At 71.2% G+C, this 23930-nt stretch carries 18 protein-coding genes; 7 read left to right on the forward strand and 11 right to left on the reverse strand.

Annotation, left to right across the window (positions count from 1 at the left end; all coding sequences use genetic code 11):
• Positions 1-36: 36 nt before the first annotated feature.
• Positions 37-1257, forward strand: coding sequence for a sulfite oxidase (locus tag OWR29_RS36310; RefSeq protein WP_267568015.1), 1221 nt, complete (start codon positions 37-39; stop codon positions 1255-1257).
• Here the strand turns inward: OWR29_RS36310 and OWR29_RS36315 are convergent.
• From OWR29_RS36315 to OWR29_RS36345, 7 genes are all read right to left on the reverse strand, one after another.
• Positions 1254-2156, reverse strand: coding sequence for a hypothetical protein (locus OWR29_RS36315; RefSeq protein ID WP_267568016.1), 903 nt, complete (start codon positions 2154-2156; stop codon positions 1254-1256). The genes OWR29_RS36310 and OWR29_RS36315 overlap by 4 nt on opposite strands.
• Before the next feature lie 325 nt (positions 2157-2481).
• On the reverse strand, positions 2482-3324 hold the full coding sequence (locus tag OWR29_RS36320; protein WP_267568017.1) for a TauD/TfdA dioxygenase family protein: 843 nt from the start codon (positions 3322-3324) through the stop codon (positions 2482-2484).
• Positions 3321-4217, reverse strand: coding sequence for an ABC transporter ATP-binding protein (locus tag OWR29_RS36325; protein ID WP_438872703.1), 897 nt, complete (start codon positions 4215-4217; stop codon positions 3321-3323). Before OWR29_RS36325 ends, OWR29_RS36320 begins: the two co-directional genes overlap by 4 nt.
• Positions 4204-5244, reverse strand: coding sequence for a taurine ABC transporter substrate-binding protein (locus tag OWR29_RS36330; protein ID WP_267568085.1), 1041 nt, complete (start codon positions 5242-5244; stop codon positions 4204-4206). The genes OWR29_RS36325 and OWR29_RS36330 overlap by 14 nt, the downstream gene beginning before the upstream one ends.
• 726 nt (positions 5245-5970) lie before the next feature.
• Positions 5971-6831, reverse strand: a complete 861-nt coding sequence (locus OWR29_RS36335) for an ABC transporter permease (RefSeq protein WP_267568018.1) — start codon at positions 6829-6831, stop codon at positions 5971-5973.
• 575 nt (positions 6832-7406) lie between these two features.
• Positions 7407-9410 (reverse strand): beta-propeller fold lactonase family protein, encoded by a 2004-nt coding sequence (locus OWR29_RS36340; RefSeq protein ID WP_267568019.1) that lies wholly within the window; start codon positions 9408-9410, stop codon positions 7407-7409.
• Between the two features lie 54 nt (positions 9411-9464).
• Positions 9465-9686 carry a hypothetical protein gene (locus tag OWR29_RS36345; RefSeq protein WP_267568020.1) on the reverse strand — a complete coding sequence of 74 codons (222 nt, stop codon included), beginning with the start codon at positions 9684-9686 and terminating at the stop codon, positions 9465-9467.
• Positions 9687-9790: 104 nt separating this feature from the next.
• On the opposite strand from OWR29_RS36345, the gene OWR29_RS36350 reads away from it, so the two are divergent.
• Both OWR29_RS36350 and OWR29_RS36355 read left to right on the forward strand, forming a co-directional pair.
• Positions 9791-11170, forward strand: coding sequence for an FAD-dependent oxidoreductase (locus tag OWR29_RS36350; protein WP_267568021.1), 1380 nt, complete (start codon positions 9791-9793; stop codon positions 11168-11170).
• An 81-nt stretch (positions 11171-11251) separates the two neighbouring features.
• Entirely contained in the window at positions 11252-12448 is a 1197-nt protein-coding gene (locus OWR29_RS36355) for an RNA polymerase sigma factor (RefSeq protein ID WP_267568022.1), read from the forward strand.
• Between the two features lie 28 nt (positions 12449-12476).
• Here the strand turns inward: OWR29_RS36355 and OWR29_RS36360 are convergent, their stop codons facing one another.
• A complete protein-coding gene (locus OWR29_RS36360; RefSeq protein ID WP_267568023.1) occupies positions 12477-12830 on the reverse strand; it encodes a YciI family protein in 354 nt (117 codons plus the stop codon).
• A gap of 81 nt (positions 12831-12911) precedes the next feature.
• A complete protein-coding gene (locus OWR29_RS36365) occupies positions 12912-14591 on the reverse strand; it encodes a sulfatase-like hydrolase/transferase (protein ID WP_267568024.1) in 1680 nt (559 codons plus the stop codon).
• A 139-nt stretch (positions 14592-14730) separates the two neighbouring features.
• On the opposite strand from OWR29_RS36365, the gene OWR29_RS36370 reads away from it, so the two are divergent.
• Positions 14731-17124, forward strand: coding sequence for a phosphoketolase family protein (locus tag OWR29_RS36370; protein WP_267568025.1), 2394 nt, complete (start codon positions 14731-14733; stop codon positions 17122-17124).
• On the opposite strand, the gene OWR29_RS36375 is transcribed toward OWR29_RS36370, so the two are convergent.
• Complete coding sequence (locus OWR29_RS36375) at positions 17121-19343, reverse strand: putative bifunctional diguanylate cyclase/phosphodiesterase (protein ID WP_267568026.1); 2223 nt, start codon at positions 19341-19343, stop codon at positions 17121-17123. The genes OWR29_RS36370 and OWR29_RS36375 overlap by 4 nt on opposite strands.
• Positions 19344-19465: 122 nt before the next feature.
• On the opposite strand from OWR29_RS36375, the gene OWR29_RS36380 reads away from it, so the two are divergent.
• On the forward strand, positions 19466-20131 hold the full coding sequence (locus OWR29_RS36380; protein WP_267568027.1) for a GAF domain-containing protein: 666 nt from the start codon (positions 19466-19468) through the stop codon (positions 20129-20131).
• A gap of 59 nt (positions 20132-20190) precedes the next feature.
• A complete protein-coding gene (locus OWR29_RS36385; protein ID WP_267568028.1) occupies positions 20191-21558 on the forward strand; it encodes a transaminase in 1368 nt (455 codons plus the stop codon).
• Here OWR29_RS36385 and OWR29_RS36390 read toward each other — a convergent pair.
• On the reverse strand, positions 21548-22303 hold the full coding sequence (locus OWR29_RS36390; RefSeq protein ID WP_267568029.1) for a PASTA domain-containing protein: 756 nt from the start codon (positions 22301-22303) through the stop codon (positions 21548-21550). The genes OWR29_RS36385 and OWR29_RS36390 overlap by 11 nt on opposite strands.
• Before the next feature lie 100 nt (positions 22304-22403).
• On the opposite strand from OWR29_RS36390, the gene OWR29_RS36395 reads away from it, so the two are divergent.
• A complete protein-coding gene (locus OWR29_RS36395; protein ID WP_267568030.1) occupies positions 22404-23921 on the forward strand; it encodes a methyl-accepting chemotaxis protein in 1518 nt (505 codons plus the stop codon).
• Positions 23922-23930 lie beyond the last annotated feature (9 nt).

Consider the following 23930-nt stretch of genomic DNA (forward strand, 5'->3'; position numbering starts at 1 on the left):
ATCTACTTCTCCTATCAATTGAATAGGGTGCAGGACATGGATGAGTTTGCATACGACAAGCTGCGGTTGCGACAGTGGCTGGACGGCCGGGCAAGCGGGTTCTCCCGGCGTGACCTGCTCAAACTGACCGCGGCGGCGGGCGTCGCGGGGGCCCTCGGTCCGGCCGCGCCGGCGGCGGCCGCCGACGGCCCCATCGTCAAGCCCCTGCCGCCCGAGCTGTTCAAGGTGCTCGGCACGAACGCCGAGACGTTGTGGTCGTCGCTGGCCGGCGTCGGCTATCACGTGCCGATCGACCGTTTCTTCGTACGCAATCACACCAGCACCCCGGTGCTGGACGCCGCGGCCTGGCGGCTCGAGGTGTTCGGCGCCGGCCTGCGAGGCGGCCCGGTGTCGTTCTCATTGCGCGACCTTGCGCGTTTGCCGTCGGTTTCGCGCTCGGTGACCGTCGAATGCGCGGGCAACGGCCGCAGTTACTTCACCTCCCAGCAGGGCCAGACCGTTTCCGGTACGGCGTGGGGGCTGGGCGCGGTCGGCGTGGCGCGCTGGCGCGGCGTACGGCTGTCGACCGTCCTGCGTCTGGCCGGGCTCACCTCACGGGCGGTGGACGTGCAGGCGTCCGGCCTCGACCCGAACTACGTGACCGGCGGCGTCGACCTCGGCCCGGTCCGCCGCCCGATGCCCGTGCGCAAGGCCTTGGACGACGTCATTCTCGCGTACGAAATGAACGGCGAACCGCTGCCGCCGGACCATGGCGCCCCCGTGCGCCTGATCGTCCCGTCCTGGATCGGCATCGCCTCGATCAAGTGGGTCGGCCGCATCGAGGTCTCCGACGCGCCGCTGTTCTCGCCCTGGAACACGCAGTTCTACCGCTTCTTCGGCCCGGAGTTCCCGGCCGAGGGGCAGCCGTTCGACCGCCAGTCCATCAAGAGCGCCTTCGAACTTGACCCGGGCGTCACTTTCCCAGTCGGCGACCGGGTGCGCCTGACCGGCCGCTCATGGTCGGCGGCCGGCCGCATCAAGCACGTCGAGGTGAGCACCGACGGTGGCACCCGCTGGCGCCGCGCTCGGCTGGTCGGCCCGTCCGTCGACCACGCCTGGCAGCGCTGGGAACTCGACTGGCGTCCCACCGCGGGCGCGCACACTCTTCAAGCCAGGGCGTCCGACGTACGAGGTAACACCCAGCCCGACGTGGCCAGGTTCAACACTTTGGGCTACTTGTTCGACGCCGTCGTCAAAGTGCCGGTTACCGCCGCTTAGCCGCCGTGGGTGGTCAGGGGAACGGGCAGCCCCTGCTGAACTTCCAGCACAGCTCGTTCCCCCAGCGGCGCGGCCAGTTCGACGGTCGCCGTTCGCGCAGCGCCGAGCAAGTCGCACATATCGCTCGCATTGTTCGGGTGTTCGTGCACGATGACGACGACGGCGTTCGCCGACTCGACGGCCTCGGCGGTGTAGTCCACTCCGCACGGCACGTCGCCCGCTTCCGGCGCGCCGGTGAACTCCACGGTCAGCCGGTTTCCGGTCGCCACCGCGGCCGAACTGATCGCCAGACCGCCGGGCGGGTTGTTGGGATCCCACGACGGCGGCGTGACCGCGACCGCGCCCCGGCCGTCCACAGCCACCCGGGTGATTCGCAGCTTCGTCCCCGCCAGGCTGAACTCCCAAGCGGGAACGGTGGCCTGACCTCGCGTGGTCGGGATGTCCACCGACCCCAGCCGAGCCCCGGTCACCTTCAACGTTTCGCATTCGCCACAGTCGGGGGTGCCGCCGGCCACGATGTCGGCCAGCGCCCGCTCGGCCGGCAACAAGGGAAGAACCAGCCGGGACTTGTCGGCCCAGACGACTTCACCGGTGGCCTGGGGCGCATCAGGCAGCTCGCCGCCGGCCACGAGGCGACCGGCCCCGATCGAGAGTTTGTAGTCGCCGTTTTGCGGCTCGAGCTCGCCGATGATACCGGTGAGCTCGCCGACCGGGACGAATTTCTGCCGGCCGCCCGCGGCCGCCACCGCCTCGTCGTACCGCTTGAGCGCCGCCACCGCCTGCTCCCGCAGCCGATCCCCGCCCCCACCGGCCCCGCCGTCATTTCCGCCGCCGGCGCCGCAGCCCGCCAGCGTCACGACAACCGACACCACGCACGCCGCCCGGCGCATCCGTCCCATGCCGCTTACGACTCCCCCGTTCACCCAACGGTTCCGCGCCAGCAGTTCCGCGCCAGCAGTTCCGCGCCCAGCGGCTCCGCGCCCAGCGGCTCCGCGCCCAGCGGCTCCGCGCCCAGCGGCTCCGCGCCCAGCGTTTGCGATCAGCGGAACGTCGCAGCCGAGTCTGCCGGATCGTTCATCGGATGAGCGAATCCGGCACTCATGAGCGGCAGACGACGGTGAATGAACATAAACGTGCAACATGGCTGCGCGTTTGATGATTCTCCAGCCCGGACGGGCCTGCCTCGCGCCTTTGCGGCAGCGAGACAGGCATCGGCGTGGTCGGTCAGGACGCGGGAACACCCACGGGGACGTCCCCGCGCAAAGTGATGCGGTGCATCACCCTGCGGTCGGTGCCGTAGTCACGGTTGGCGTAGTGGGCGGTGCTGCGGTTGTCCCACATGGCGACGTCGCCCGGGCGCCAGCGGTGGCGGACGATGTGCTCGGGCTTGGTCAGGTGGGCGTAGAGCAGGTCGAGGATGGCCCGGCTCTCGAACTCCGAGACGCCGACGATGTGCGACGTGAAGCCCGGGTTGACGAAGATGCCGCGCCGGCCGGTCTCGGGGTGCACGCGGATGACCGGGTGCTCGATCGGCTCGAGCTTGGTGACGACCTCGCCGTCCCACTCGTTGCCCCGGCCGCCGCGGCGCTGGGCCAGGTAGTAGCCGAACTCGCGGTTGCCGTCGTGCACGGCGACCAGCTTGTCGGCCAGTTCCCGGACGGGCGCCGAGAGCGAGTCGTACGCCAGTTGCGCATCCGCCCAGTTCGTGTCGCCGCCGGTGGGCGGCAGGGTCACGGCGCGCAGGATCGAGCCGAGCGGCGGGCGCCGCATGAACGTCACGTCGGTGTGCCAGACGTCGGCGAACCCATTATCGGTGCTGTCCAGCGCGTACACCTCGGGGTGTTCGCTGTCCACACCCCCGACCACCGGATGCGAGGCGGTCAGCTCGCCGATGCGCCGGCCGAGGGCGACCTGGCCGTCGTCGTCGAGCGTCTGGTCGCGGAAGAACAGCACCTTACGCTCGACGAGCGCGGCCCGGATGTCGGCGACGTCCGAGTCCGACACCTTGGACAGGTCGATTCCGTGCACGATCGCGCCGAAGTGCGGCGACAACTGATCGAAAATCATGCGGATACCTCCGGCGAGTAGCGGTCACGGACGGCGGCGCCGATCTCGGCACGCAGGGCGGCGAACTCCGGCGAGCCGCGCAGCTCGTCCGGGGCGACCCCGGCGCGCGGCAGACCGATCGGCAGATCCAGGGCGATCCGGCCGGGGCGCGGCGTCAGCACGACGACCCGGCTGCCGAGGAAAACCGCCTCGTCGACGCTGTGCGTCACGAACACGCACGTGCGGTTGGACGCGGCGCTCACCTGGCGCAGGTCTTCCTGCAGACGTTCGCGGGTGAGCGCGTCGAGTGCGGCGAACGGCTCGTCGAGCAGCAGCAGAGGGTTGTCGACAGCCAATGCGCGCGCGATGGCGACACGTTGCTGTTGTCCACCGCTGATCTGCCATGTGCGCCGGCGTGCAACATCGTGCAAACCGACACGTTCGAGCAGTTCGTCGACGCGCTGCGGAGTGGCGGGCAGGCCGGCGTACTTGAGCGCGAGCGCCACATTGCCGCCGACGCTGCGCCAGGGAAACAGGCGGGGCTGCTGGAAGACCAATCCGGCGCCGACCCCCGGCACGGGTGGCTCGCCTGCCGTGCGTACGGTGCCGAAGGTTGGCTCTTCGAAGCCCGCAATCAGGCGCAGCAGCGTGCTCTTGCCGCACCCGGACGCGCCCACCAGAACCAGGAACTCGCCCTCGGGCACGGTCAGGTCGATCGGCCCGACCGCGGTGACGTCGCCGTAGCGGTGCTCGACATCCTCCAGCCGGATGGCCGCGCCATCCCCACCCAAGCCGCCGGACGACTGGGTGCCGCCGGACGACCGCGCGCCGCTTTTCGACCGAACGCTCGACGATGAACGCCCGTCGGAGGAAGGCTGCGCGCCGGCCGTCGGAACCGCGTCAGCCGAGGACACTGGGCAGACCCTTCACGTAGACCGCGTTCTGCACGTCGGCCAGTGCCGGCACGGCGTCGATCTTCTGCTGGTTCTTCAGGAACTCGGCCGCGCTGACCAGGTTGTCGGCCAGCTTGCCGACCTTGCCCTCGGTGCCCAGCCACTCGTCGGAGGCCAGGTCGGCCGGCTTGAGGAAGACGCCCTGCGAAAGCTGCTCCTGCGCCTCGGCCGGGCTGAGGTTCAGCTCGGCGCCGACCGACTTGGCGGCGGCCGACGGGTCGGAGGCGATGATGTCGAGAGCCTGCGCCTCCACCTTGCGCCACGCGTCCACAGCCTCGGGGTGCGCGTCGATGAATGCGGAGGACACGACGCCCAGGTCGAGCGTCGGCTTGCCCGCCGTGGCCAGTTCCCGGCTCGAGATGAGCACCTTGCCGGTCTTCTTGATCTCGGCCAGCGACGGCAGCCACGTGTACGCCGCGTCCAGGTCGCCGCGCGTCCAGGCCGCCTGGATGTCCTGCGGCTCGAGGTCGACGATGTTGACCTCGTTCTCCTTGACGCCGGCCTTGTTGAGCGCGGCCAGCAGGCTGTAGTGCGCGGTCGAGGCGAACGGGGTGGCCACCTTTTTGCCGCGCAGCGACGCCACGTCGGTCACGCCGCTGCCGTTTCGCGCCACCAGCGCTTCGTTGTCGCCGGCAACGTCAAGAACGAACGCCACTTTGTACGGGATGTTGAGCGGAGCGGACAACCCGCGCGCAACCGGGCTGGATCCGATGGCCGCGATGTCCACACTCTTGGCCACGAACGCCGTGTTGATGCTCGCTCCGGAGTCGAACTTGGTCCACGTGATCTGGTAGTCGGGCAGCGCCTTCTCGAGCAAACCCTGGTTTTTGACGATCAGGTCGCCGCTCGGAAACGCCTGGTACGCGATGCGGATCGTCTTCTTCTCGGCGTCCGCGCCACCTCCCCCGCTCGCGGCGCCGTTGCCGCACGCGGCCGTGCCGGCGGCGAGGAAAAGTACGGCGAGGCCGGCAACTCCGGCACGAAGCATCTTCACGATCGGTCGCTCATTTCTGCAAAGTCGTTGCCGACATCAGCGGTTCTGCACACTCGTTGACTGTTTGACGGGACGTTCCTGCGCGCTTGCGTCGCTTCGCTCACAACCGCGCACCCATAAGCGGCATCCGACGCCCGGCATGCAAGCTCGCACCGGATCGCGCGCCATCGCGCACCGCCTGGACGACTCGCCAGCTGGCAGGCGCACACACCTGACCGCTCATGCAGGCACAACTCGCCGACGACCCGACAGTGGGGGCGAGTGCTCGCGCCCGAACGTTCACAAGCGCGCAACTCACGCACGGTCCGACTGCTCGCATGCGCGCACGCGCAGGTTCGCTCGCAATCGCGCAACTCATGCACGGTCCGACTGCTCGCATGCGCGCACGCGCAGGTTCGCTCACAAGCGCGCAACTCACGCACGGTCCGACTGCTCGCATGGGCGCACGCGTAGGTTCGCTCGCAATCGCGCAACGTGTGGACGATTCGGCTGCTCGCATCCGCGCACGCGCGGGTTCGCGCAAGAACGTGCAACTCGTGGACGGTCCGACTGCTCGCATGGGCGCACGCGCAGGTTCGCTCGCAATCGCGCAACGTGTGGACGATTCGGCTGCTCGCATGCGCGCACGCGCGGGTTCGTGCGACAACGTGCAACTCGTGCGCGGTTCGACTGGTCGCTGGCGGCGGAGCGCGCGGCGGCGTGCGGTGGGGCTGGGGATGGTCATGTTCGGCCGCGCCACGGGATGAGGCGGTTTTCGGCTGTTCGGAGCAGGGCGTCGATCAGGAGGCCGGACAGGCCGATGGCGAACAGGCCCAGGACGACCACGTCGGTTTGGGAGTAGCGCTGCGCGTCGCGGACCATGCCGCCGATGCCGGGGACGCCGTTGATGGTTTCGGCGGCGACCACCGAGCTGTAGGCGATGCCGACGGCCAGGCGGATGCCGGTGAAGATCTCGGGCAGCGCGTTGGGCAGCGTCACGTCGCGGATCACGGCCCAGCGGCCGGCGCCCAGCGCCCGGGCTGCCTCGACCAAGCCGGTCGGTGCGCCTTGGACGGCGGCGGCGGTGGCCACGGCTACCGGTGGCAGGGCGGCGATCGAGAGCAGCCACAGCTTCGGGGTCTCGTCGATGCCGAACCAGATGATGAACAGGCTGAAGTAGGCCAGCGGCGGCAGCGCTCGCACGAACGTCACCACCGGCTCGGTCACCACGCGCAGCCAGCCGACGACACCCATCAGGACGCCGAGCACCAGACCGCCGGCCACACCGATGGCCGAGCCGATGAGGATGCGGCGCAGGCTCACGCCCAGGTGCTCGATCAGCAGGTGGCCGCTGTAGCCGCGAACGCCGTCGTGCACGGTGGACGTTTCGATCAGCTGGTGCCAGACCGCGCCGGGCGAGGGGATGAACGTCGGGTTCTGTGTGGTGCGGGCGGCCAGCTCCCACAGTCCGTAGAGGACGACGAGGGCGACCGCGCGCAGCAGGAACCGGCGGCGGCGCCCGCCCGTGGGCGCCAGCGGGGAACGCCGGGGCAGCGCGGCTTCGGCCGGAACGACCGGCGGCGCGGACAACGAGGTGGTCACACGCCATTTCCTACCTTGCCTATCGGCTTTTAGGCAAGGGCGCATCCCGACTGCTGGACTTCCAGCCCTACCCACACCCGCGATCCCGCGCGAAGGGGCAACGCCTTCGGACAGGGAAGCAGGCCAGCTCTGGCCGGCGCGACGGCCAGCTCATGCTCAGGACGGTGAGCATGCCGTCGCGGCCGTCGGAGACATCGGTGAGGCGGCCGTCGGGGCCACCGCCCACTTGCGCGGGCCGCGGCCGGGACGGGGATCCGCTCAAGCGCAGGACCGGGAGCGTGTCGCCGCGACCGTTGGAGACGTCAGCGAAGCAGCCGTCGGAGGCCACGGCCCACCATCGCGGGCTGCGGCCGGGACTGGGGTCAGCTCACACGCCGGGCGGCGAGCGTGCCGTCGCCGCCGTTGGAGACATAAGTGGGGCGGCCGTCGGGGACCACGGCCCACCTGCGCAGGCAGCGGCCCGGGCGGGGATCAGCACACGCGCGGGACGGTGAGCATGCCGTCGCCGCCCTCGAAGACATAGGCGAAGCAGCCGTCCGGGATCGCGGCCCACCTGAACGGGCTGCGACCGGCGGTCAGCTCACTCGCAGGACGGTTAGCGTGTCGTCGCGGCCGTTGGAGACGTAAGCCAGGCGGCCGTCGGGGGCTACGGCCATGGTGCGGGGGCTGCTGCCTACCGGGATTGTGGCGGTGATGCGGCCGGTAGTTGGGTCGATGACCGAGATTGAATTGCTGCCCTCGTTCACTGCGTAGGCGTGGCCGCTGTCTATGGCGAACGCGGCGGCCTGCGGCTTGGTGCCTACCCGGATCGGGCCGCGGCGCTGGAGGGTGGCCGCGTCGATCAGCTCTACGGCGTTTGCGCCGAAGCAGGCGACTACTACCGTGCGGCCGTCGGGTGAGACGGCGAGGCTGTGCGGGGCCTGGCTGACCGGGATCGAGCGCAACCGCTTGGCGGTGCGTACGTCGATGACCGAGACCGTGCTCGACTCGTGGTCGGGGGTGAAGGCGCGCTGTCCGTCGTTGTCGAACGCTACGGCGTGGGGGTTCTCGGGCACGAACACCCGGCCTGCCAGCTGCAGGTCACCGGCGGTGTAGATCTCCACGTTGCGGCCGCCGTGGATCGGCACCCACAGGCGGCCGTCGGGGGCTACGGCCAGCGCATAGGGCTGCACGCCGGTCTTCAGATCGCCGATCACCTTGAGGGCGAAGGCATCGACTACGGCTACTCCGCTGCCGCTGAGGTCGTTCTCGTACATGGAGACGAAGACCCGCTTGCCGTCGGGGGCCACGGTGACAAAGCGCGGCGTGTTGCGCAGCGTCACCGAGCGCACGTTTCGCGAGGCCGCGTCGACCACGGACAGGATTCGCGAGTTCTGGTTGGCCACATAGACGGTCCGGCTGTCGGGGGCGACCGCCACGCCCTCCGGCTCGTCGCCTACGCGGATCGCGCCCAGGACAACCGGCCTGTCGCTACTGACCGGTGCACTCACCGGCGGCCGGGTGGAATCGGACGAGACGGGCGGGGTGACCCCGACCGGCGGGGCCGACGGGACGACCAGGGCCGGCCCCTCCGGTGCACCGAGGGTCACGGCCGCCGCGATGCCCGTACCTGCAAGAAGCGCGACCGCCGCCGCGGCCGCCACGACGACGCCCTTGCCGCGGCGGGCCTTGAGGAACGAGGGCGAGGAAGGCGGCGGCGGAACCGACAGCGGCGGCACCATCAGCGGCCCGGACCCGACGTGCCCGGTCACCGGCAGATCGGCCGCCCCGGCCGGCCCGTCGAGCGAAACCATCCCCGACAGCGGTCCCGCGTCCGGCGACCACGCCACCTGCAACTGGTCGCCGGCGATCCGGGCGCGCAGGCCCGGCCCGGTCACCTTGATGCTCGAGGCGAGCGCCATCGGTGGCCCCTGGATCGCCACGTTCGCGATGAGGCTCGGCGTGCCCGCCGTCACCGGTCCGAAGTCGACCCGCGGCGGTTCCAGCGCGATCGACGTCGCGTCCAGCGCCTCGGACGCCGCGACGGACACCTCGCGACTGTCGTCGCCGACCAGCTGCACGAGGGCCGCCCGGGCCGCGACAGCCGCCTCCACATCCGAACCGGCGGCCAGATCTCGCAACTCCCCCACCGCCGCGAGCCCGGACGAGCCGGCAGCCGGCAGCCCGGGCCGATCGGAGGGCGCGAACTCCGGCGAATCGGCGGCCGCCAAGCCGAACGAAGCGGCAGGCGGCACCTCAGGCACACCCGCGGCCACGAGCTCAGCCGAATCGGCGGCCGCAATCTCCGACGAAATGGGAAGCGCCACATCAGGCGCATCCGTGGTTTTGAACGACGGCGTACCCGCGGCCACGAGCTCGGACGGACCAGCAACTGCCGGCCCAAGAAGATCGGCGGGCGCCGGCTCGGGCGAATCACCCGCCGCGGGCTCGAACCACCCGACGGCCGCAACCTCCGCCGCATCGGCGGCCGCCGGCTCGAACGAGTCGACGGGAGGGAAGCCCTCGTCGGCCGCCGGCTCGAACGAGTCGAAGGGAGGGAAGCCGTCGTCGGCCGCCGAAGCCAAGTTGTCCGAAGTCATGTCGTCACCGCGCCCCATCGTCCGGCGGGCTGCGGATCGGCCAACCCCGTCCGGTCAGTCGACCGGGTGGGGCCGGAGCTTCACCACCGGGGCGATGTGCCCCGCCGGAAGCGCCGGAGCCCGCTCCGCGCCCAGTTCCTGGCGGAGGCGTCTCGCCGTACGCCGCCACTGCAGATCGTCGTCCCCGGCCGGGTCCTCGTCGAAAGACTCGGGTGGCAGCGCGGCGAGCGCGGCCAGCAATCGCCCGTCATCCCACATGTGGGGTGGTACGGACATCGGCACCTCCCGGTTCAAACCTCGCGCAGTCCACACGCCGCCCGCCGGCGACTGGTTCACGACGGGGCACCATTCATCGATCAAGTGCAATATGGTCAGCGACCATGGGCCTGACACGGAAACAACTGCTCTCTGCAATGGGCGCCGCGGCCGCCGCTCCCCTGGTCGCGGGCGCGGGTGAACCCCGGGTGATCCGGCGCGACGTGTGCGTCATCGGCGGCGGTTCGGCCGGCACCTACGCCGCGGTCCGCCTGGGCGACTTCGGCCGCAGCGTGGTCGTGGTCGAGGCGCAGGACCGGCTCGGCGGGCACACCGAGACCTACCACGACCCGGCCACCGGCGGCACCATCGACATCGGCGTCGTGGTCTTCGAGGACGAGCCGTTCGTCCGCTCCTACTTCGACCGGCTCGGCGTCGGCCTGGTCCGGATCGCCGACGGCGGCGGAGGCGGCGGCACGACGACGTACGTGGACTTCCGCACCGGCCGGCGCGTCGACTACACCCAGCCGGCCCCGGTCGCGCTGCCCGCGTACCTGCAGGACATCAGCCGTTTCGGCCCGATCGACACGATCCTCGACCTGCCCGAGGCGGCCCTGCCCGAGCTGGCCGCCCCGTTCCGGGACTACGTGGCCGCGCACGACTTCGGCTCGGTCGTCCCGTTCGTCTTCAACTACGGTCAGGGCATCGGCAACGTGCTCGACCTGCCCGCCCTCTATGCCATCAACACGTTCGGCCAAGGCGTGGCCGGCAACATCCTGCGCGGCAGCTTCCTCACCACCGCGGCCCGCAACAACAGCCTTCTCTACGAGCGCGCCACCGAGCATCTGGCCGGGAACGTGCTGCTCGGCAGCCGCGCGGTCAAGGTCGAGCGAACCCGTTCCGGCGTACGCGTGCTGGTCACCGGGCCGGGCGGCGCCCGCGTCATCGAGGCGAAGAAGCTGCTCGTCACCATTCCGCCGCTGACCCGCAACCTGACCGCGGTCGACCTCGACGGCACCGAACGCTCGCTCTTCGGCCGCTTCACCCCCGGTGCTTATTACACCAGCGTCGTACGCCTCTCCGGCCTGCCCGCCGGTGTCGGGCTCGACAACGTGGCCGCCGATACGCCGTACAACCTGCCGCCGTTGCCCGGCCTCTACATGGTCGGCCCGACCGCCGTGCCGGGGCTCTACAACGTCAAGTACGGCAGTCCGGCGCCGCTGCCGGACGCGGTGGTCCGCCACGAGATCCGCGCGGGCATCGAGCGGGTCGCCGCGGCCGGAACGTACCCGGTGAAGTTCGAGGGCTTCGCCACCTACGCCTCGCACGCCCCGTTCGAACTGCACGTCGGGCCGCGGGACATCGCCGGCGGCTTCTACCGCCGGCTCAACGCCCTGCAGGGCCGCAACCGCACCTACTGGTCGGGCGCCGCCTGGCACTCGCACAACTCGGCCCGCATCTGGGCCGGCCTGGAAACCCTGCTGCCCAAGATCGCAGCCGACTGAGCAAACGAAAGAGCGGCCGGAAGAGCGGCCGACTGAGCTGCCGCTGAGCGGTGGAGTAAATACAGGCGGCAGACTGGGCCGGTGGACGCGCGTGCGGCGGTGGACGAGACCTGGCGATCGGACGCCGCCGGCATGCTCGGCGTGCTGGCCCGCCGCCTGGGCGACCTCGACCGCGCCGAGGAGGCCCTGCAGGAGGCGGTGACCGAGGCCCTGCGCCGCTGGCCGTCGGACGGCGTGCCGGACAACCCGGCCGGCTGGCTGGTGACCACGGCCTGGCGCAAGGCGCTGGATGCGATCAAGCGGGAGGCGACGGGCCGCGAAAAGGTGGCGGCCCTGGCCCGTACGCCCCCGCCCGCGCCCGCCGACGACGACCGCCTGGCCCTGGTCTTCGCCTGCTGCCATCCCGCGCTGCCCGAGCCCGCCCGCATGGCCCTGACGTTGAACGCCGTGGCCGGCCTGCCCGCCGACGCGATCGCCGCCGCGTTCCTGCTCCCGCGGGCCACCATGGCCCAGCGTCTGGTGCGGGCCAAGAAAAACCTCAAGGCTTCCCGCGTACGGGTGGAAGTCCCGCCGGCCGAAGAGCTGGCTTCACGCCTGACCGCCGTCCTGACGGTCGTCTACCTCATCTACAACGAGGGTTACCTGGCCGCTTCGGGTGACGTCGCCGAGCGCCGCGACCTGGCCCGCGAGGGCCTTGACCTGGCCCGCCAGCTGGCCGCCCTGATGCCCCGCGAGCCCGAGACGGCCGGCCTGGCCGCTTTGCTCGAGCTGCACGAGGCCCGCTCGGCCGCCCGCTTCGACGCCGATGGCCGCCTCGTGCTGCTGGAGGATCAGGACCGCACCCGCTGGGACGCTGTCCTGATCCGCGCTGCTGTCGCCCGTCTCGCCCGGGCCGCCGCCCTCGACCGTCCCGGCCCGTACCAACTGCAGGCGGCCATTGCCGCCCAGCACGCCCTGGCTCCTTCGTGGACGGCGACCAACTGGCCCGCGATCCGCGGCCTCTACGACCTGCTGCCGCCGTCACCGGTGGCGACCCTCAGCCGGGCCGTCGCCACCAGCTTCGTGGACGGCCCGGCCGCCGCCCTCGGTGAGGTGGACGCCCTCGCCGAGCGGCTTTCCGGCTACCGTCTGTGGCACGCGACCCGGGCCGACCTGTTGCTCCGCCTCGACCGCCCAGCCGAGGCGGCCGACGCCCTGCACCGTGCCCTGGCCCTGGCCACCAATCCGGCCGAGCGCGATCTGCTGAACCGCCGCCTGGCCAACCTCAGCCCACCATGACCAGCGCAGCACCCGAAGGCGGCAGGGCTCAGCGTTCCATGACCGGGCGCACCTCGACCCGGTCGCCCACGGCGGCGATGCCGGGCCAGGTCGAGGCGACCGCCACCGCGTCGTCGATGTCGTCCGCGTTCAGGTAGATGAAGCCGCCCACGACCTCTTTGAGCTCGAGGAACGGCCCGTCGGTCACCACCGGCTCACCGCCGGGCCCGCGACCCACGGTCTTGGCCTGGGTGGACGGAGCCAGCTCGGCCCCGCCCTCCTCGACCTTGCCGGCCTCGGACCACTTTCCCCACCAGGTGATGATCTCTTCCATCAGCCCCTGGCTCGTCTGCTCGTCGAACCAGGGAGCCTCGTCGCCGGTGAGGATCATGACGTACCGCATGCTGGTTTCTCCTTCGCTGGATGCCTTTCCCCGTGGTGACGATCGAGGCGCCACCGGAATCGACACCTCCGGCGAAGTTTTTCAGGAAGAGGGCGTCTGCTGGCCGAACGCGGTGAAGAACTTGTCCCGGAAGTCGTTCATCGGCCACACCGGGGCGTCCGGGCGGGGGCGCAGGCCCTCGGTCCAGCCCCAGCTCGCGATCCGCCTCAGCGCCTTGGGGTCCTTGGCCAGCACCGTGATCGGCACGTCGTGGCTGGCCCCGGCCCCGGCCGCGATCGGCGAGGGCTGGTGGTCGCCCAGGAACACCATCACCAGGTTGTCGTCACCGTACAGCTTGACCCAGTTGATCAGCGCGGTCAGCGAGTACACGATGGACTTGCCGTACTCGGCCCGCACCTCGCGCGGCTCGGCCCACAGCGCGCTCGGCTTCTTGCCCGCGTCGACCATCTTGTTGTAGATCGAACCGTCGCCGACCTGCTCCCAGTCGGGCAGGTAGTCGGGGATGGGCGCCCACGGCGTGTGGCTCGAGACCAGCGGCATCTCGATCATCAGCGGGCCCCGGCCCGGCTTCTTGTACTCGATGGTGTTGAGCTGCTTCAGCGTGTACTGGTCGGGCATGGGCGACCAGCTGAACTTCGGGCCCTGGTAGCCCAGATTCCGGCTGTCCCACACCGTGTCGTACCCATAGAAGTTGCCTTCGGGCCAGGCCCGCGTGGCGCCGGGCATGACGCTCACCGTGCGGTAGTTCGCGTCGCGGAAGGCCCGGGTCAGCGTGAGGCGGTCGGTGGCCACGAGGTTGCGGTAGCGCTGCTCGTTGTTGATCCACAGGCCGGACTCGAACGTGGCGTGGGCCAGCCAGCTGCCGCCGCCGAACGTGGGCGAGGTGAGCCAGCCGCTGCGCGCGGTGAACCCGGCCCGGGCCAGTTCGGCCGTGCCGCGGTCGAGCACGGGCGTGACCGTCGGCGCGAGCGCGACACCCTCGACGGCGCTGCGGCCGTAGCTCTCGACGAAGGTGAAGATGACGTCCTTGCCCTTGAGCCCGGTCAGCATCTGCGCCGGCGGGACGGTCCTGAACGGGTCCTGCTGCACCTCTTTCGCGAACTCGGCCTCGTCCTTCAGGCCGGCTCGCGCCTGGTGGGCGCGGTCCCACGCGTACGTCGCAGTGCTGCGCGCCGCGACCGGCACGGCTCCCCACACGGAGATCCCGAGCGAGAAGGTGAGCGCCCAGGCCACGCCGACGCCCCCGGCGGTGATCGCCGACTTCTTCCGGTGGCGGCCCACCAGCGCCCCCACCCGCAGCACCGACCAGCAGCTCAGGGCCAGCACACCGACCACCAGCAGCACGATCACGGCGACCGCGGCGATGGCCGCGAACCGGCCGTACGAGTCGACGACGAAACTGAAGGCGTCGTCGAACAGCACCCAGTCCAGCACCGGGTCGAACGGCCGGTTCAGCTCCTCGAAGAAGCCCATGTCGAGGCATTTCTCGATGACCAGCAGGCCGACGAGCACCCCGGCCACGACCGCGAACACCCGGCGCGCCCGCGGCGGCAGCACCACCAGCAAACCCAGGATCACCGCCCCCTCGAGCGGGATGCGCAGAAAGCCCAGCGGCGTCAGGCGGGACAGGATGTTCGGGAAGATGAGGGCCGCGAACAGAAGCACGGCCGCCACGATCGTCAGCGTCAGCTGGACGCGGGGACGGCGGACGAGCGTCTTGAAGCGACCGACGGCTGGCGGGCCGTCCGGAGTCTCGGGCACGCCAGGGGGAACGGATGTACGGGGCCGACGGTTCAGTGACACGCAAAAGTCACTTCGACCCAGTACCAAAGACTCTGTTGGCCACCACCGGGTAGCCATAGCGTGACCGTCAACGACCGCGAAGTGAGAGGACGAGCCTGTGTCCACGGCTGTCTCCGACCTGTTGCCCACGCTCGACGATGCCGACCTCGCTCGCATCGACGCGTGGTGGCGGGCGAACAACTACCTGACCATCGGTCAGATCTATCTGCAGGCCAACCCGCTGCTGCGCGAGCCGTTGAAGGCCGAGCACATCAAGCCCCGGCTGCTCGGCCACTGGGGCACCAGCCCGGGGCTGTCGTTCGTCTACGCCCACGTCTCGCGGCTGATACGCCACACCGGGCAGGACGCGATCTATCTGACCGGCCCCGGCCACGGCGGCCCGGCGCTGGTCGCCGCCGGCTACCTCGAGGGCACGTATTCCGAGGTCTACCCCGACGTCACCCGTGACGAGCCGGGCCTGCGCAAGCTGTTCCGCCAGTTCTCCAGCCCCGGCGGCATCCCGAGCCACGTCTCGGTGACCACCCCGGGCTCGATCCACGAGGGCGGCGAGCTGGGCTACGTGCTGGTGCACGCGTTCGGCGCCGTCTTCGACAACCCCGACCTGCTGGCCGTGGCCGTGGTCGGCGACGGCGAGGCCGAGACCGGCCCGCTCGAGGGCTCGTGGAAGGGCGTCTCGTTCCTCAACCCGGCCCGCGACGGCGCCGTGCTGCCGATCCTGCACCTCAACGGGGCGAAGATCTCCGGCCCGACCGTGCTCGGCCGCAAAGACCCGGCCGAGGTGCGCGAGCTGCTCAGCGGCCACGGCTACGAGGTCATCGAGGTCGAGGGCGACGACATCCCCGGCATGCACCACCGGTTCGCGGCCGCGCTGGCCGAGGCGTGGGGCCGCATCCGCACCATCCAGCGCTCGGCCCGCGAGGGCGAGTGGGACGGCACCCGCCCCACCTGGCCGCTGATCGTGCTGCGCACCCCCAAGGGCTGGACGGGTCCGCAAGAGGTGGACGGGGTGAAGGTCACCGGCACGTTCCGGGCCCACCAGGTGCCGCTGTCCGGCGTGCGTGACAACCCTGAGCACCTGGCCCTGCTCGAGGCCTGGCTCAAGTCGTACAAGCCGGAAGAGCTTTTCGACGACGACGGCGCGCCCGTCGCCCTGCTGCGCGAGCAGGACCCCGAGGGCGATCAGCGGATGAGCGCCAACCCGCACGCCAACGGCGGGGTGCTGACCCGCGAGCTCGACCTGCCCGACTTCCGCGATTACGGCATCGACGTCACCTCGCCGGCCACGCTGCGCGCCGAGTCGACCCGCAAGCTGGGCGAGTTCATGCGCGACATCTACAGCAACAACCCCGACCGGTTCCGCCTGTTCTCGCCGGACGAGACCAACAGCAACCGGCTCGGCGCGGTGTTCGAGGTCTCCGACCGCGCCTTCATGGAAAAGGTGTACCCCGGCGACGTGGCGCTCGGCCCCGACGGCCGGGTGATGGAGGTGCTGAGCGAGCACAACTGCCACGGCTGGCTCGAGGGCTACACGCTTACCGGCCGGCACGGCCTGTTCGCCACGTACGAGGCGTTCGCCATGGTCAGCGCGTCGCAGACGATCCAGCACGGCAAGTGGCTGGAGGAGGCCGACCACCTGCCCTGGCGGGCCAAGGTGCCCAGCCTGAACGTGCTGCTCACCTCGACGGCGTGGCGCAACGACCACAACGGCTTCAGCCACCAGGGCCCCGGCCTGATCCAGAACGTGCTGACCCAGCGCGGCACGGTGAGCCGGGTCTACCTGCCGCCGGACGCGAACTGCCTGCTCTCGGTGGCCGACCACTGCTTCCGGTCGAAGTCGTACATCAACCTGATCGTCATCGACAAGCAGCCGCAGCTGCAGTGGCTGACCATGGACGAGGCGATCGAGCACTGCGCCCGCGGCGCCGGCATCTGGAACTGGGCCGGCACCGACGACGGCACCACCGACCCCGACATCATCATGGCCTGCGCCGGCGACGTCGTGACCATGGAGACGGTGGCCGCGGCCCAGATCCTCAAGCAGAAGCTGCCCGGCATGCGGGTGCGCGTGGTCAACGTGGTCGACCTGATGACGCTCGTCCGGCCCAAGGACCACCCGCACGGCATGAGCGACACCCTGTTCACCGAGCTGTTCACCGACACGGTCGACGTGGTGTTCTCGTTCCACGGCTACCCGGGCGCGGTCCACCAGCTGGTGCACGGCCGGCCCGACGCCGACCGGTTCCGGGTGCGCGGCTTCATCGAGCAGGGCACCACCACGACCCCGTTCGACATGACGGTGCGCAACAAGGCCTCGCGCTACCACCTGGTCATCGACGCCATCAACAACGCGCGCCGGCTGCCCCAGGGCGCGACCGAGCTCAAGGAGTGGTGCGAGGCCCAGCTGGCCCGTCACGAGCAGTACGTGGTGGAACACCTGGAGGACATGCCCGAGGTCCGCGACTGGTCCCTCGGCGACTGGGCCGCGTCCTAGGCGACGGCGACGACAGCGGTGGCCGGGGCGAACTCCGGCTCGGCCACCGGGCGACCGAAGTGGTAGCCCTGCAGGTAGCGGTAGCCGAGCCGGTGCAGAGCCTCGGCCTGGTCGGCCGTCTCGACGCCCTCGGCCACCGCGAGCAGGCCGAGCCCCGCGCTCACCTGGTAGAGAGCGTCGGCGATGACCGTGGGCCGGCCGGCCTCGGTGACGTTGTCGACGAACGACTTGTCGACCTTGAGGATGTCGACCGGCACGGTCTGCAGCAGGCCGAGCGACGAGTGGCCGGTGCCGAAGTCGTCGAGCGCGATCCGCACGCCCAGCGCGCGCAGCTCGTGCAGCGCGACCACGGCCTGGCCGCCCTCGAAGACGGCGGTCTCGGTCACCTCGACGGCCAGGCACGAGGCGGGCAGGCCGCTGTCGGCCAGCGCGGCCGCCACCGTCGCCGCGAAGTGCGGGCGGGCCAGCTGGCGGGCCGAGACGTTGACGCTGACCCGGTCGGGCGCGGCCGGGCCCAGCTCGACCCGCCAGCCCGCGAGGCGGTGGCAGGCCGTCCGCAGGATCCACTCGCCGAGCTCGACGATGAGGCCGTTGCGCTCGGCGACCGGGATGAAGGCGGCCGGGCTGACCAGTCCGCGCACCGGGTGCTCCCAGCGCACCAGGGCCTCGACGGCGGCCACCCGGGCCGACGGCAGCTCGACGATCGGCTGGTAGACGACGCGGAACTGGTCGTTGTCGAGGGCGGCGCGGATCTCGGCGCCCAGGCGCACGAACTCGCCCGCCCGCTCGTCCAGGGCGGGGGTCCAGCGGCGTACGGGCTCGCCGGTCTGCTTGGCCGCGTACATCGCCGACTCGGCCTGCCGCAGCATCTCGACCGGCGTGACCCCGGCCCCGCCGGCCAGGCCGATCGCCACACCGACGTACAGCTCGTGGCCGCCCTCGGCGACGGGCGCGCTCAGCGCGTGGGCCAGCGCGGCCGCCACCGTACGGGCCTGATCGGCGTCGGCCGAGGCCAGCAGCACGGCGAACTCGTCGCCGCCGATGCGCGCGGCCAGGGCGCCGGCCGGCACCGCCTCGGCCAGCCGGGCGGCCAGCGAGCTCAGAACCCGGTCGCCGACCGGCCGGCCCAGCTCGTCGTTGACGTTCTTGAAGCCGTTCAGCCCGAGCAGCGCGATCTGCGGCCGCCCGCCCGCGGTCAGGGCGTCGTCCAGCGTGCTCTCGAAGCAGCGGCGGCTGGCCAGCCCGGTCAGCGGGTCCTGCATGGCGGCCCGGGTCAGCTCGGCCGACTGCCGGCGCACCTCGAGAACGAACCCCGACATGCGGGCGATCACCAGCAGCACCAGCGCGCCCGCCCCGATCGCGACCGAGATCCGGCCGACCGGGTCGCCGCCGATCCGCGGGACCAGCAGCAGCGCCGGCGCCAGCAGCGAGCAGGCCCCGAACAGCAGCAGCCGGGACGGCCCGACGCGAGCCGCCGCCCGCACGTCGCCGCCGCGCTCGGCCGCCATCGACGGGTGCAGGGCGGCCACCGACCACAGGATGTAGGAAAGCAGGAAGATCGGGTCGGCCAGGTGGGTCGAGGCCGACGTGTAGAGCGGCAGCACGGAGAACGCGGAGTCGGCCACGAGCATGAACACGGCCCCGGCCACCAGCAGGCGGGCGCTCGCCGATCGCGCGCCGCCGCCGGTGAACAACCGCGCGAGCAGGGCCAGCAGCAGTGCGTCGGCGGCCGGGTAGGCGACGGTGGTGATGTGCTCGATCGTCGAGGTGCCGGACGTGGCGGCCACCGGGTAGAGCACGAACAACCAGAAGACGAGCCCGAGCCCGGTCGCCACGATCGCGGCGTCGATCAGGTCGCCCGTGCCGCCCTTGCGCCGCCGCACGAGCAGCAGCAGGCCCACCACGAGCATCGGGTACGAGCCGAGATAGAACACGTCGGCGACCGACGGGTACGGCGAGCGGTGCAGGATGTTCTCGTAGTACTCGTAGACCAGGTCGCCGATGACGAAGGTGATCTGCCCGGCGGCCATCCAGCGCCACATCGCCGGGCGCTCCGGCCGGTGCAGGCGCAGCGCGAGCAGGATGCCCACCGCCGTGGCCACGCCGATCACGTCGTACACGACGCTCGCGACCAGGCTGCCCTCGGGCAGTACGTAGTGAACGGCGGTCGCGGCCACGCCGGCCACCAGCCACCAGATCCAGAGTCGTCCGTGCCGCACGTCCGGTCATCGGGCCGCGGAGCCGCGACCTGAGCCCGAGCGACCGACTTCACACGTGTGCGAGCGCGTGAAGTTTCCGGGCAACGCTGGACGAGCCTTGCCCGCCCGGGAAGCATCGGGGTATGGGCTTCCAGGTCCAGCCGGACGAACTCGCCCGCGCGCAGGCCGGCCTGCGCTGGGCCGAGGCTGAGCGCAATCGGATCGGGCTGCAGGTCACCGAGATGCGGGCCCGGCTGCAGCAGCGCGCCATCGACGTCGAGGTGGCCGAGACCCGCCGCCGGCTCATCTCCCACCTGCGCCGCCGGGCCGGCCACGGCGGGCTGGCCTTCCTCGACCCCGACTTCCTGACCGTGGCCGACCGGCCCACCATCGCCGAGGCGGTGCTCGAGGCGGCCCTCACCGCGGGCGGCGCCGACTTCTGCGACCTGCAGAGCTACGAGCCGGCGACGGCCACCCTGCGGCTGGAGGCCCAGCGCGGCTTCGACGACGATTTCCTGGCCTTCTTCGGCATCGTCGGCAGCGACCGGGTCACCGCCTGCGCCGTCGCCGCCGCCACCCGCGAGGCCGTGCTGGTCGACGACGTACTGCGGAGCCCCATCTTCGTCGACCGCCCCACGCGCGCCGCGGTGCGGGCCGCCGGCACCCGGGCCGTCTACTCGTATCCGCTGCTCGACCCGTACGGAACCCTGCACGGCGTCCTCTCGCTGCACTACCGCCGGCCGTCGCCCCGCCATGGCATGCCCGAGCTCGTGGCGGCGGGCGCGGCCCGGGCGCTGTTCGCGGAATGACCTACGGATTCACTTGCCGGGGCTCGCGTGACAGATGGGAACGTTGGTAGCGTCTCGCCATGACGACGGAATCCGGAGTTGATCGCTCGCTGCTGGCGGGGCTGGCCCACCGTGAGCGCACTGTCTTCGCCGAGCGGCGGCCGCGGTCGGCGGCGGCCTACCAGCGCGCCGACCACTTGTTCGGCCGGGTGCCGATGACGTGGATGAACAAGACCGCGGCCGGCTTCCCGGTCTACTTCGAGCGGGCGGCGGGCAACCGGATCAGCGACGTCGACGGCCACGAATACCTGGACTTCTGCCTGGGCGACACGGGCGCCATGGCCGGGCACTCCCCCGCGCCGGTCGTCGAGGCGGTGAACCACCGGCTGGCCACGCTGGGCGGCGCCACCACGATGATGCCGACCGAGGACGCGGCGGCCGTGGGGGCCGAGCTGAGCCGGCGCTTCGGGCTGCCGTACTGGAGTTTCGCGCTGACCGCGACCGACGCCAACCGCTGGGCCATCCGCCTGCTGCGGGCGGTCAGCGGGCGGCCGAAGATCCTGGTCAACAGCTACTGCTACCACGGCTCGGTCGACGAGTCGCTGATCGTCGTCGGGCCGGACGGGCGCGGCGTGAGCCGGGAAGGCAACGTCGGCGCGCCGGTCGATGTGACCGAGACGAGCCGGGTCGCCGAGTTCAACGACCTCGCCGGCCTGGAGCTCGAGCTGGCCCACGGGGACGTGGCGGCGGTGCTCATGGAGCCGGCGCTGACCAACATCGGCATCGTGCTGCCCGAGCCGGGCTACCTGGCCGGCGTACGGGATTTGACCCGCAAGTACGGCACCTACCTGATCAACGACGAGACGCACACGTTCTCGGCCGGTCCGGGCGGGGCCACCGCGGCCTGGGACCTGGCGCCCGACGTGCTCACCATCGGCAAGGCGATCGCGGGCGGCATCCCGATCGGCGGGTACGGGCTGAGCGCCGAGCTGGCCGAGTCGATCCTCGGCCGTACGGACCTCGACCTGGTCGACATGGGCGGCGTCGGCGGCACCCTGGCCGGCAATCCCGTGTCGATGGCGGCCGCGCGGGCCTGCCTCGAGCAGGTGCTGACCGAGGCGGCCTTCGACGGCATGATCGCCACGGCCACGGCGTTCGCCACCGGGCTTCGCAAGATCATCGAGGGGTACGGGCTGCCGTGGTCCGTGAGTCAGCTGGGCGCCCGGGTCGAATACCGGTTCGCCGACCCGGCCCCGCGCAACGGCACCGAGTCGGCCGCCGCCGCGGACGCCGAGCTCGAGGACTTCCTGCACGTCTACCTGGCCAACCGCGGCGTGCTGCTCACCCCGTTCCACAACATGGCGCTGATGTCGCCGCAGACCACGACGGCCGACGTCGAACGCCACCATGCGATCTTCGCCGACGCGTTGAGCGAACTCACGGCCTGAGGTCGGGCATCTCGACCGTGCTGACGGCCACCGCGGTGCCGCTCGGCACGGTCGCGCCCGGCGGCACGGCCTGCCGGGTGACCAGCGCGTTGTCGGGCACGCCGTCGGGCACCAGCAGCGTCACGTTGCTGCGGCTGGCGGCCTGCCTGGCCTCGCCCAGCGTCTGGTTGCTGAGGTCGGGCACGGTCTGCTGGTTCTGCCGCTCGGCCTCCTCCAGCAGCTCGCGGACGCGGATGCTGGTCCACAGGTAGTTCAGGATGAACCCGGCGAGCAGGCCGATGATCAAGACCGAGATGCCGACTGCGCCCGCGTACGCCGTACTTCCGAGCGGCGCCTGCAGGGCTCCGGCCAGGCTGCGCAGGCTGGGCACCACCTTGCCCAGGTTGACCAGGCCGAGACCGATGACGATGGTGGTCAGCCAGTCCGACACCTTGATCAGGTTCGAGTTGGTCAGATAGAAGGTGGCCGCCCGCCCGTCGTTGGCGGCCGCCTCGCTGGCCTCGGCCGCCCGGGCCCGGGGCAGCCCGAACAGGAAGCCGAGCCCGGCCCCCACCGCCGCCGCGGCCACGAACAGCAGGAACGCGGTGACACCGGCCCCGCCGTCGCGGCTGGCCAGCGCCAGCAGCACCGAAACGAGGGTCATGGCGAGCAGCCCGCCCACGACGAACACCGATACCCCGCGCTGAATCTTGTCGCCCGCGCGCCGCGGCGAGCGGGTCGCCGAGAAGAAGTCACGAACACCCATGGGCACGCACCGTATTGGCCGTCGCCGATCTCCTCCCGGCCGGGGTCGATGTTTTGCGATAGTGCCGTAAAGTCCGCATAACACTCCGTAACCTGACATCATGGGTCTGTTCGGCAAGCGTGCGGTGGACGAGCCCGCACCGCAGCGCACTCCTCCGCGCGACATCGAGGCGCTCGAAGAACTGGTCAACAACCTCGAGTCGGCGACCGACGAGGCCAGCAGCTGGCGCATCTACGCCTCCACCTACCTCGAGTTCTACAACCTCGAGTACGTGGCGGTCTGGCTCATCGACAAGGGGCAGCCCCGGCTCGAGTTCGAGTGCGGCAAGCTGGCCGGCAAACTCAGCGTGCCCGGCCCGGCCAACATCGTGCAGCAGGCCGTCCGTAGCGGCAACGCCGTCTGGGTGAACGAGCGCGGCGCGGCCGGCGACCCCCGGCTGGCGTCGGCGCTGCGCGGCGGAGCGCGGGCCGGCGCGTCCGTCCCGATCGTCCAGCACGGCCGGGCCACGGCGGTGATGGAGTACTACACCGCCGCCGACGTTCAGCCGGACGCCGCCCTGATCAGCAAGTGGGGCGCCATCGGCCGGGTCGCCGAGCAGGCCCGGGTGGCCGCCCTGACCGCGTACTACACCCGCCAGGTGGCCGACGACCGGCTCGCCGTCACCAATGTGGTGGCCGCGCTCGGGCACACGTCGGACTCGTCGGTCGCTCTGCGGTCGGCCCTGGACGCGGTGCGCACGGCCTTCCACTGGGCCTACGGCTCGTACTGGCAGATCGACGAGCAGGACAACGTGCTGCGGTTCTGCGTGGAGTCGGGCGACGCCGGCGAGGAGTTCAAGAAGGTCACCCTGGCCGCCACGTTCGCCGAGGGCGTGGGCCTGTCCGGCCGGGCCTGGCGGGCTCGCGACCTCGTTTTCGTGCGCGACATCGGTCAGCTCACCGACTGCGTCCGGGCCCCCGCGGCGCAGCGGGCCGGCGTCCGGTCCGGGGTCTGCTTCCCGATCTCCAGCGGCGACCGCATCGTGGGCACGATGGACTTCTTCACCACCGAGTACGTCGAGCTCTCGGACTCCCGGATGGACGCGCTGCGCAACGTGCAGCAGCTCGTGTCGCAGCGGCTCGACGTGGTGCGGGGCGCCGAGACGGCCGCCAGCAACGCCCGGGCCCTGCTCGACACGGTGTCCCGGCTGCGTACGGCGACCTCGGACGCGAGCCGGGTGGCCGACGACGCGGTGAGCCGGGCCTCCGACATGACCGGCGACGTCGCCGCGCTCAACGACGCGTCGGCCGCGATCGGCGACGTCATCCAGATCATCTCGTCGATCGCCGACCAGACGAACCTGCTCGCCCTCAACGCGACCATCGAGGCGGCCCGGGCCGGCGAGATCGGCAAGGGCTTCGCCGTCGTGGCGGGCGAGGTCAAGGAACTGGCCCGCGAGACGGCCGAGGCCACCAAGAAGGTGTCCGAGCAGATCGCGGCCCTGCAGTCCAGCGCCGAGTCGGTGGCCTCGGGCATCCGGACCACCAGCGACACGATCGCGCAGCTGGACGCCGTGCAGGCCCGGATCAGCGAAGTGCTCGAGGAGCAGGCCTCCATGGCCCACGCCTTCGAGCACTAGCCCGTACGG

The sequence above is a fragment of the Paractinoplanes pyxinae genome (genome assembly GCF_026626335.1).
Classification (GTDB): Bacteria; Actinomycetota; Actinomycetes; order Mycobacteriales; family Micromonosporaceae; genus Actinoplanes; species Actinoplanes pyxinae.

Excerpts from the sequence above, each read along its gene's own strand:
- OWR29_RS36310 (WP_267568015.1), top strand. The coding sequence starts at position 37 with ATGGATGAGTTTGCATACGACAAGCTGCGGTTGCGACAGTGGCTGGAC.
- OWR29_RS36315 (WP_267568016.1), bottom strand. The coding sequence starts at position 2,156 with ATGGGACGGATGCGCCGGGCGGCGTGCGTGGTGTCGGTTGTCGTGACG.
- OWR29_RS36320 (WP_267568017.1), bottom strand. The coding sequence starts at position 3,324 with ATGATTTTCGATCAGTTGTCGCCGCACTTCGGCGCGATCGTGCACGGA.
- OWR29_RS36330 (WP_267568085.1), bottom strand. The coding sequence starts at position 5,244 with ATGCTTCGTGCCGGAGTTGCCGGCCTCGCCGTACTTTTCCTCGCCGCC.
- OWR29_RS36340 (WP_267568019.1), bottom strand. The coding sequence starts at position 9,410 with ATGACTTCGGACAACTTGGCTTCGGCGGCCGACGACGGCTTCCCTCCC.
- OWR29_RS36345 (WP_267568020.1), bottom strand. The coding sequence starts at position 9,686 with ATGTCCGTACCACCCCACATGTGGGATGACGGGCGATTGCTGGCCGCG.
- OWR29_RS36350 (WP_267568021.1), top strand. The coding sequence starts at position 9,791 with ATGGGCCTGACACGGAAACAACTGCTCTCTGCAATGGGCGCCGCGGCC.
- OWR29_RS36360 (WP_267568023.1), bottom strand. The coding sequence starts at position 12,830 with ATGCGGTACGTCATGATCCTCACCGGCGACGAGGCTCCCTGGTTCGAC.
- OWR29_RS36380 (WP_267568027.1), top strand. The coding sequence starts at position 19,466 with ATGGGCTTCCAGGTCCAGCCGGACGAACTCGCCCGCGCGCAGGCCGGC.
- OWR29_RS36385 (WP_267568028.1), top strand. The coding sequence starts at position 20,191 with ATGACGACGGAATCCGGAGTTGATCGCTCGCTGCTGGCGGGGCTGGCC.
- OWR29_RS36390 (WP_267568029.1), bottom strand. The coding sequence starts at position 22,303 with ATGGGTGTTCGTGACTTCTTCTCGGCGACCCGCTCGCCGCGGCGCGCG.
- OWR29_RS36395 (WP_267568030.1), top strand. The coding sequence starts at position 22,404 with ATGGGTCTGTTCGGCAAGCGTGCGGTGGACGAGCCCGCACCGCAGCGC.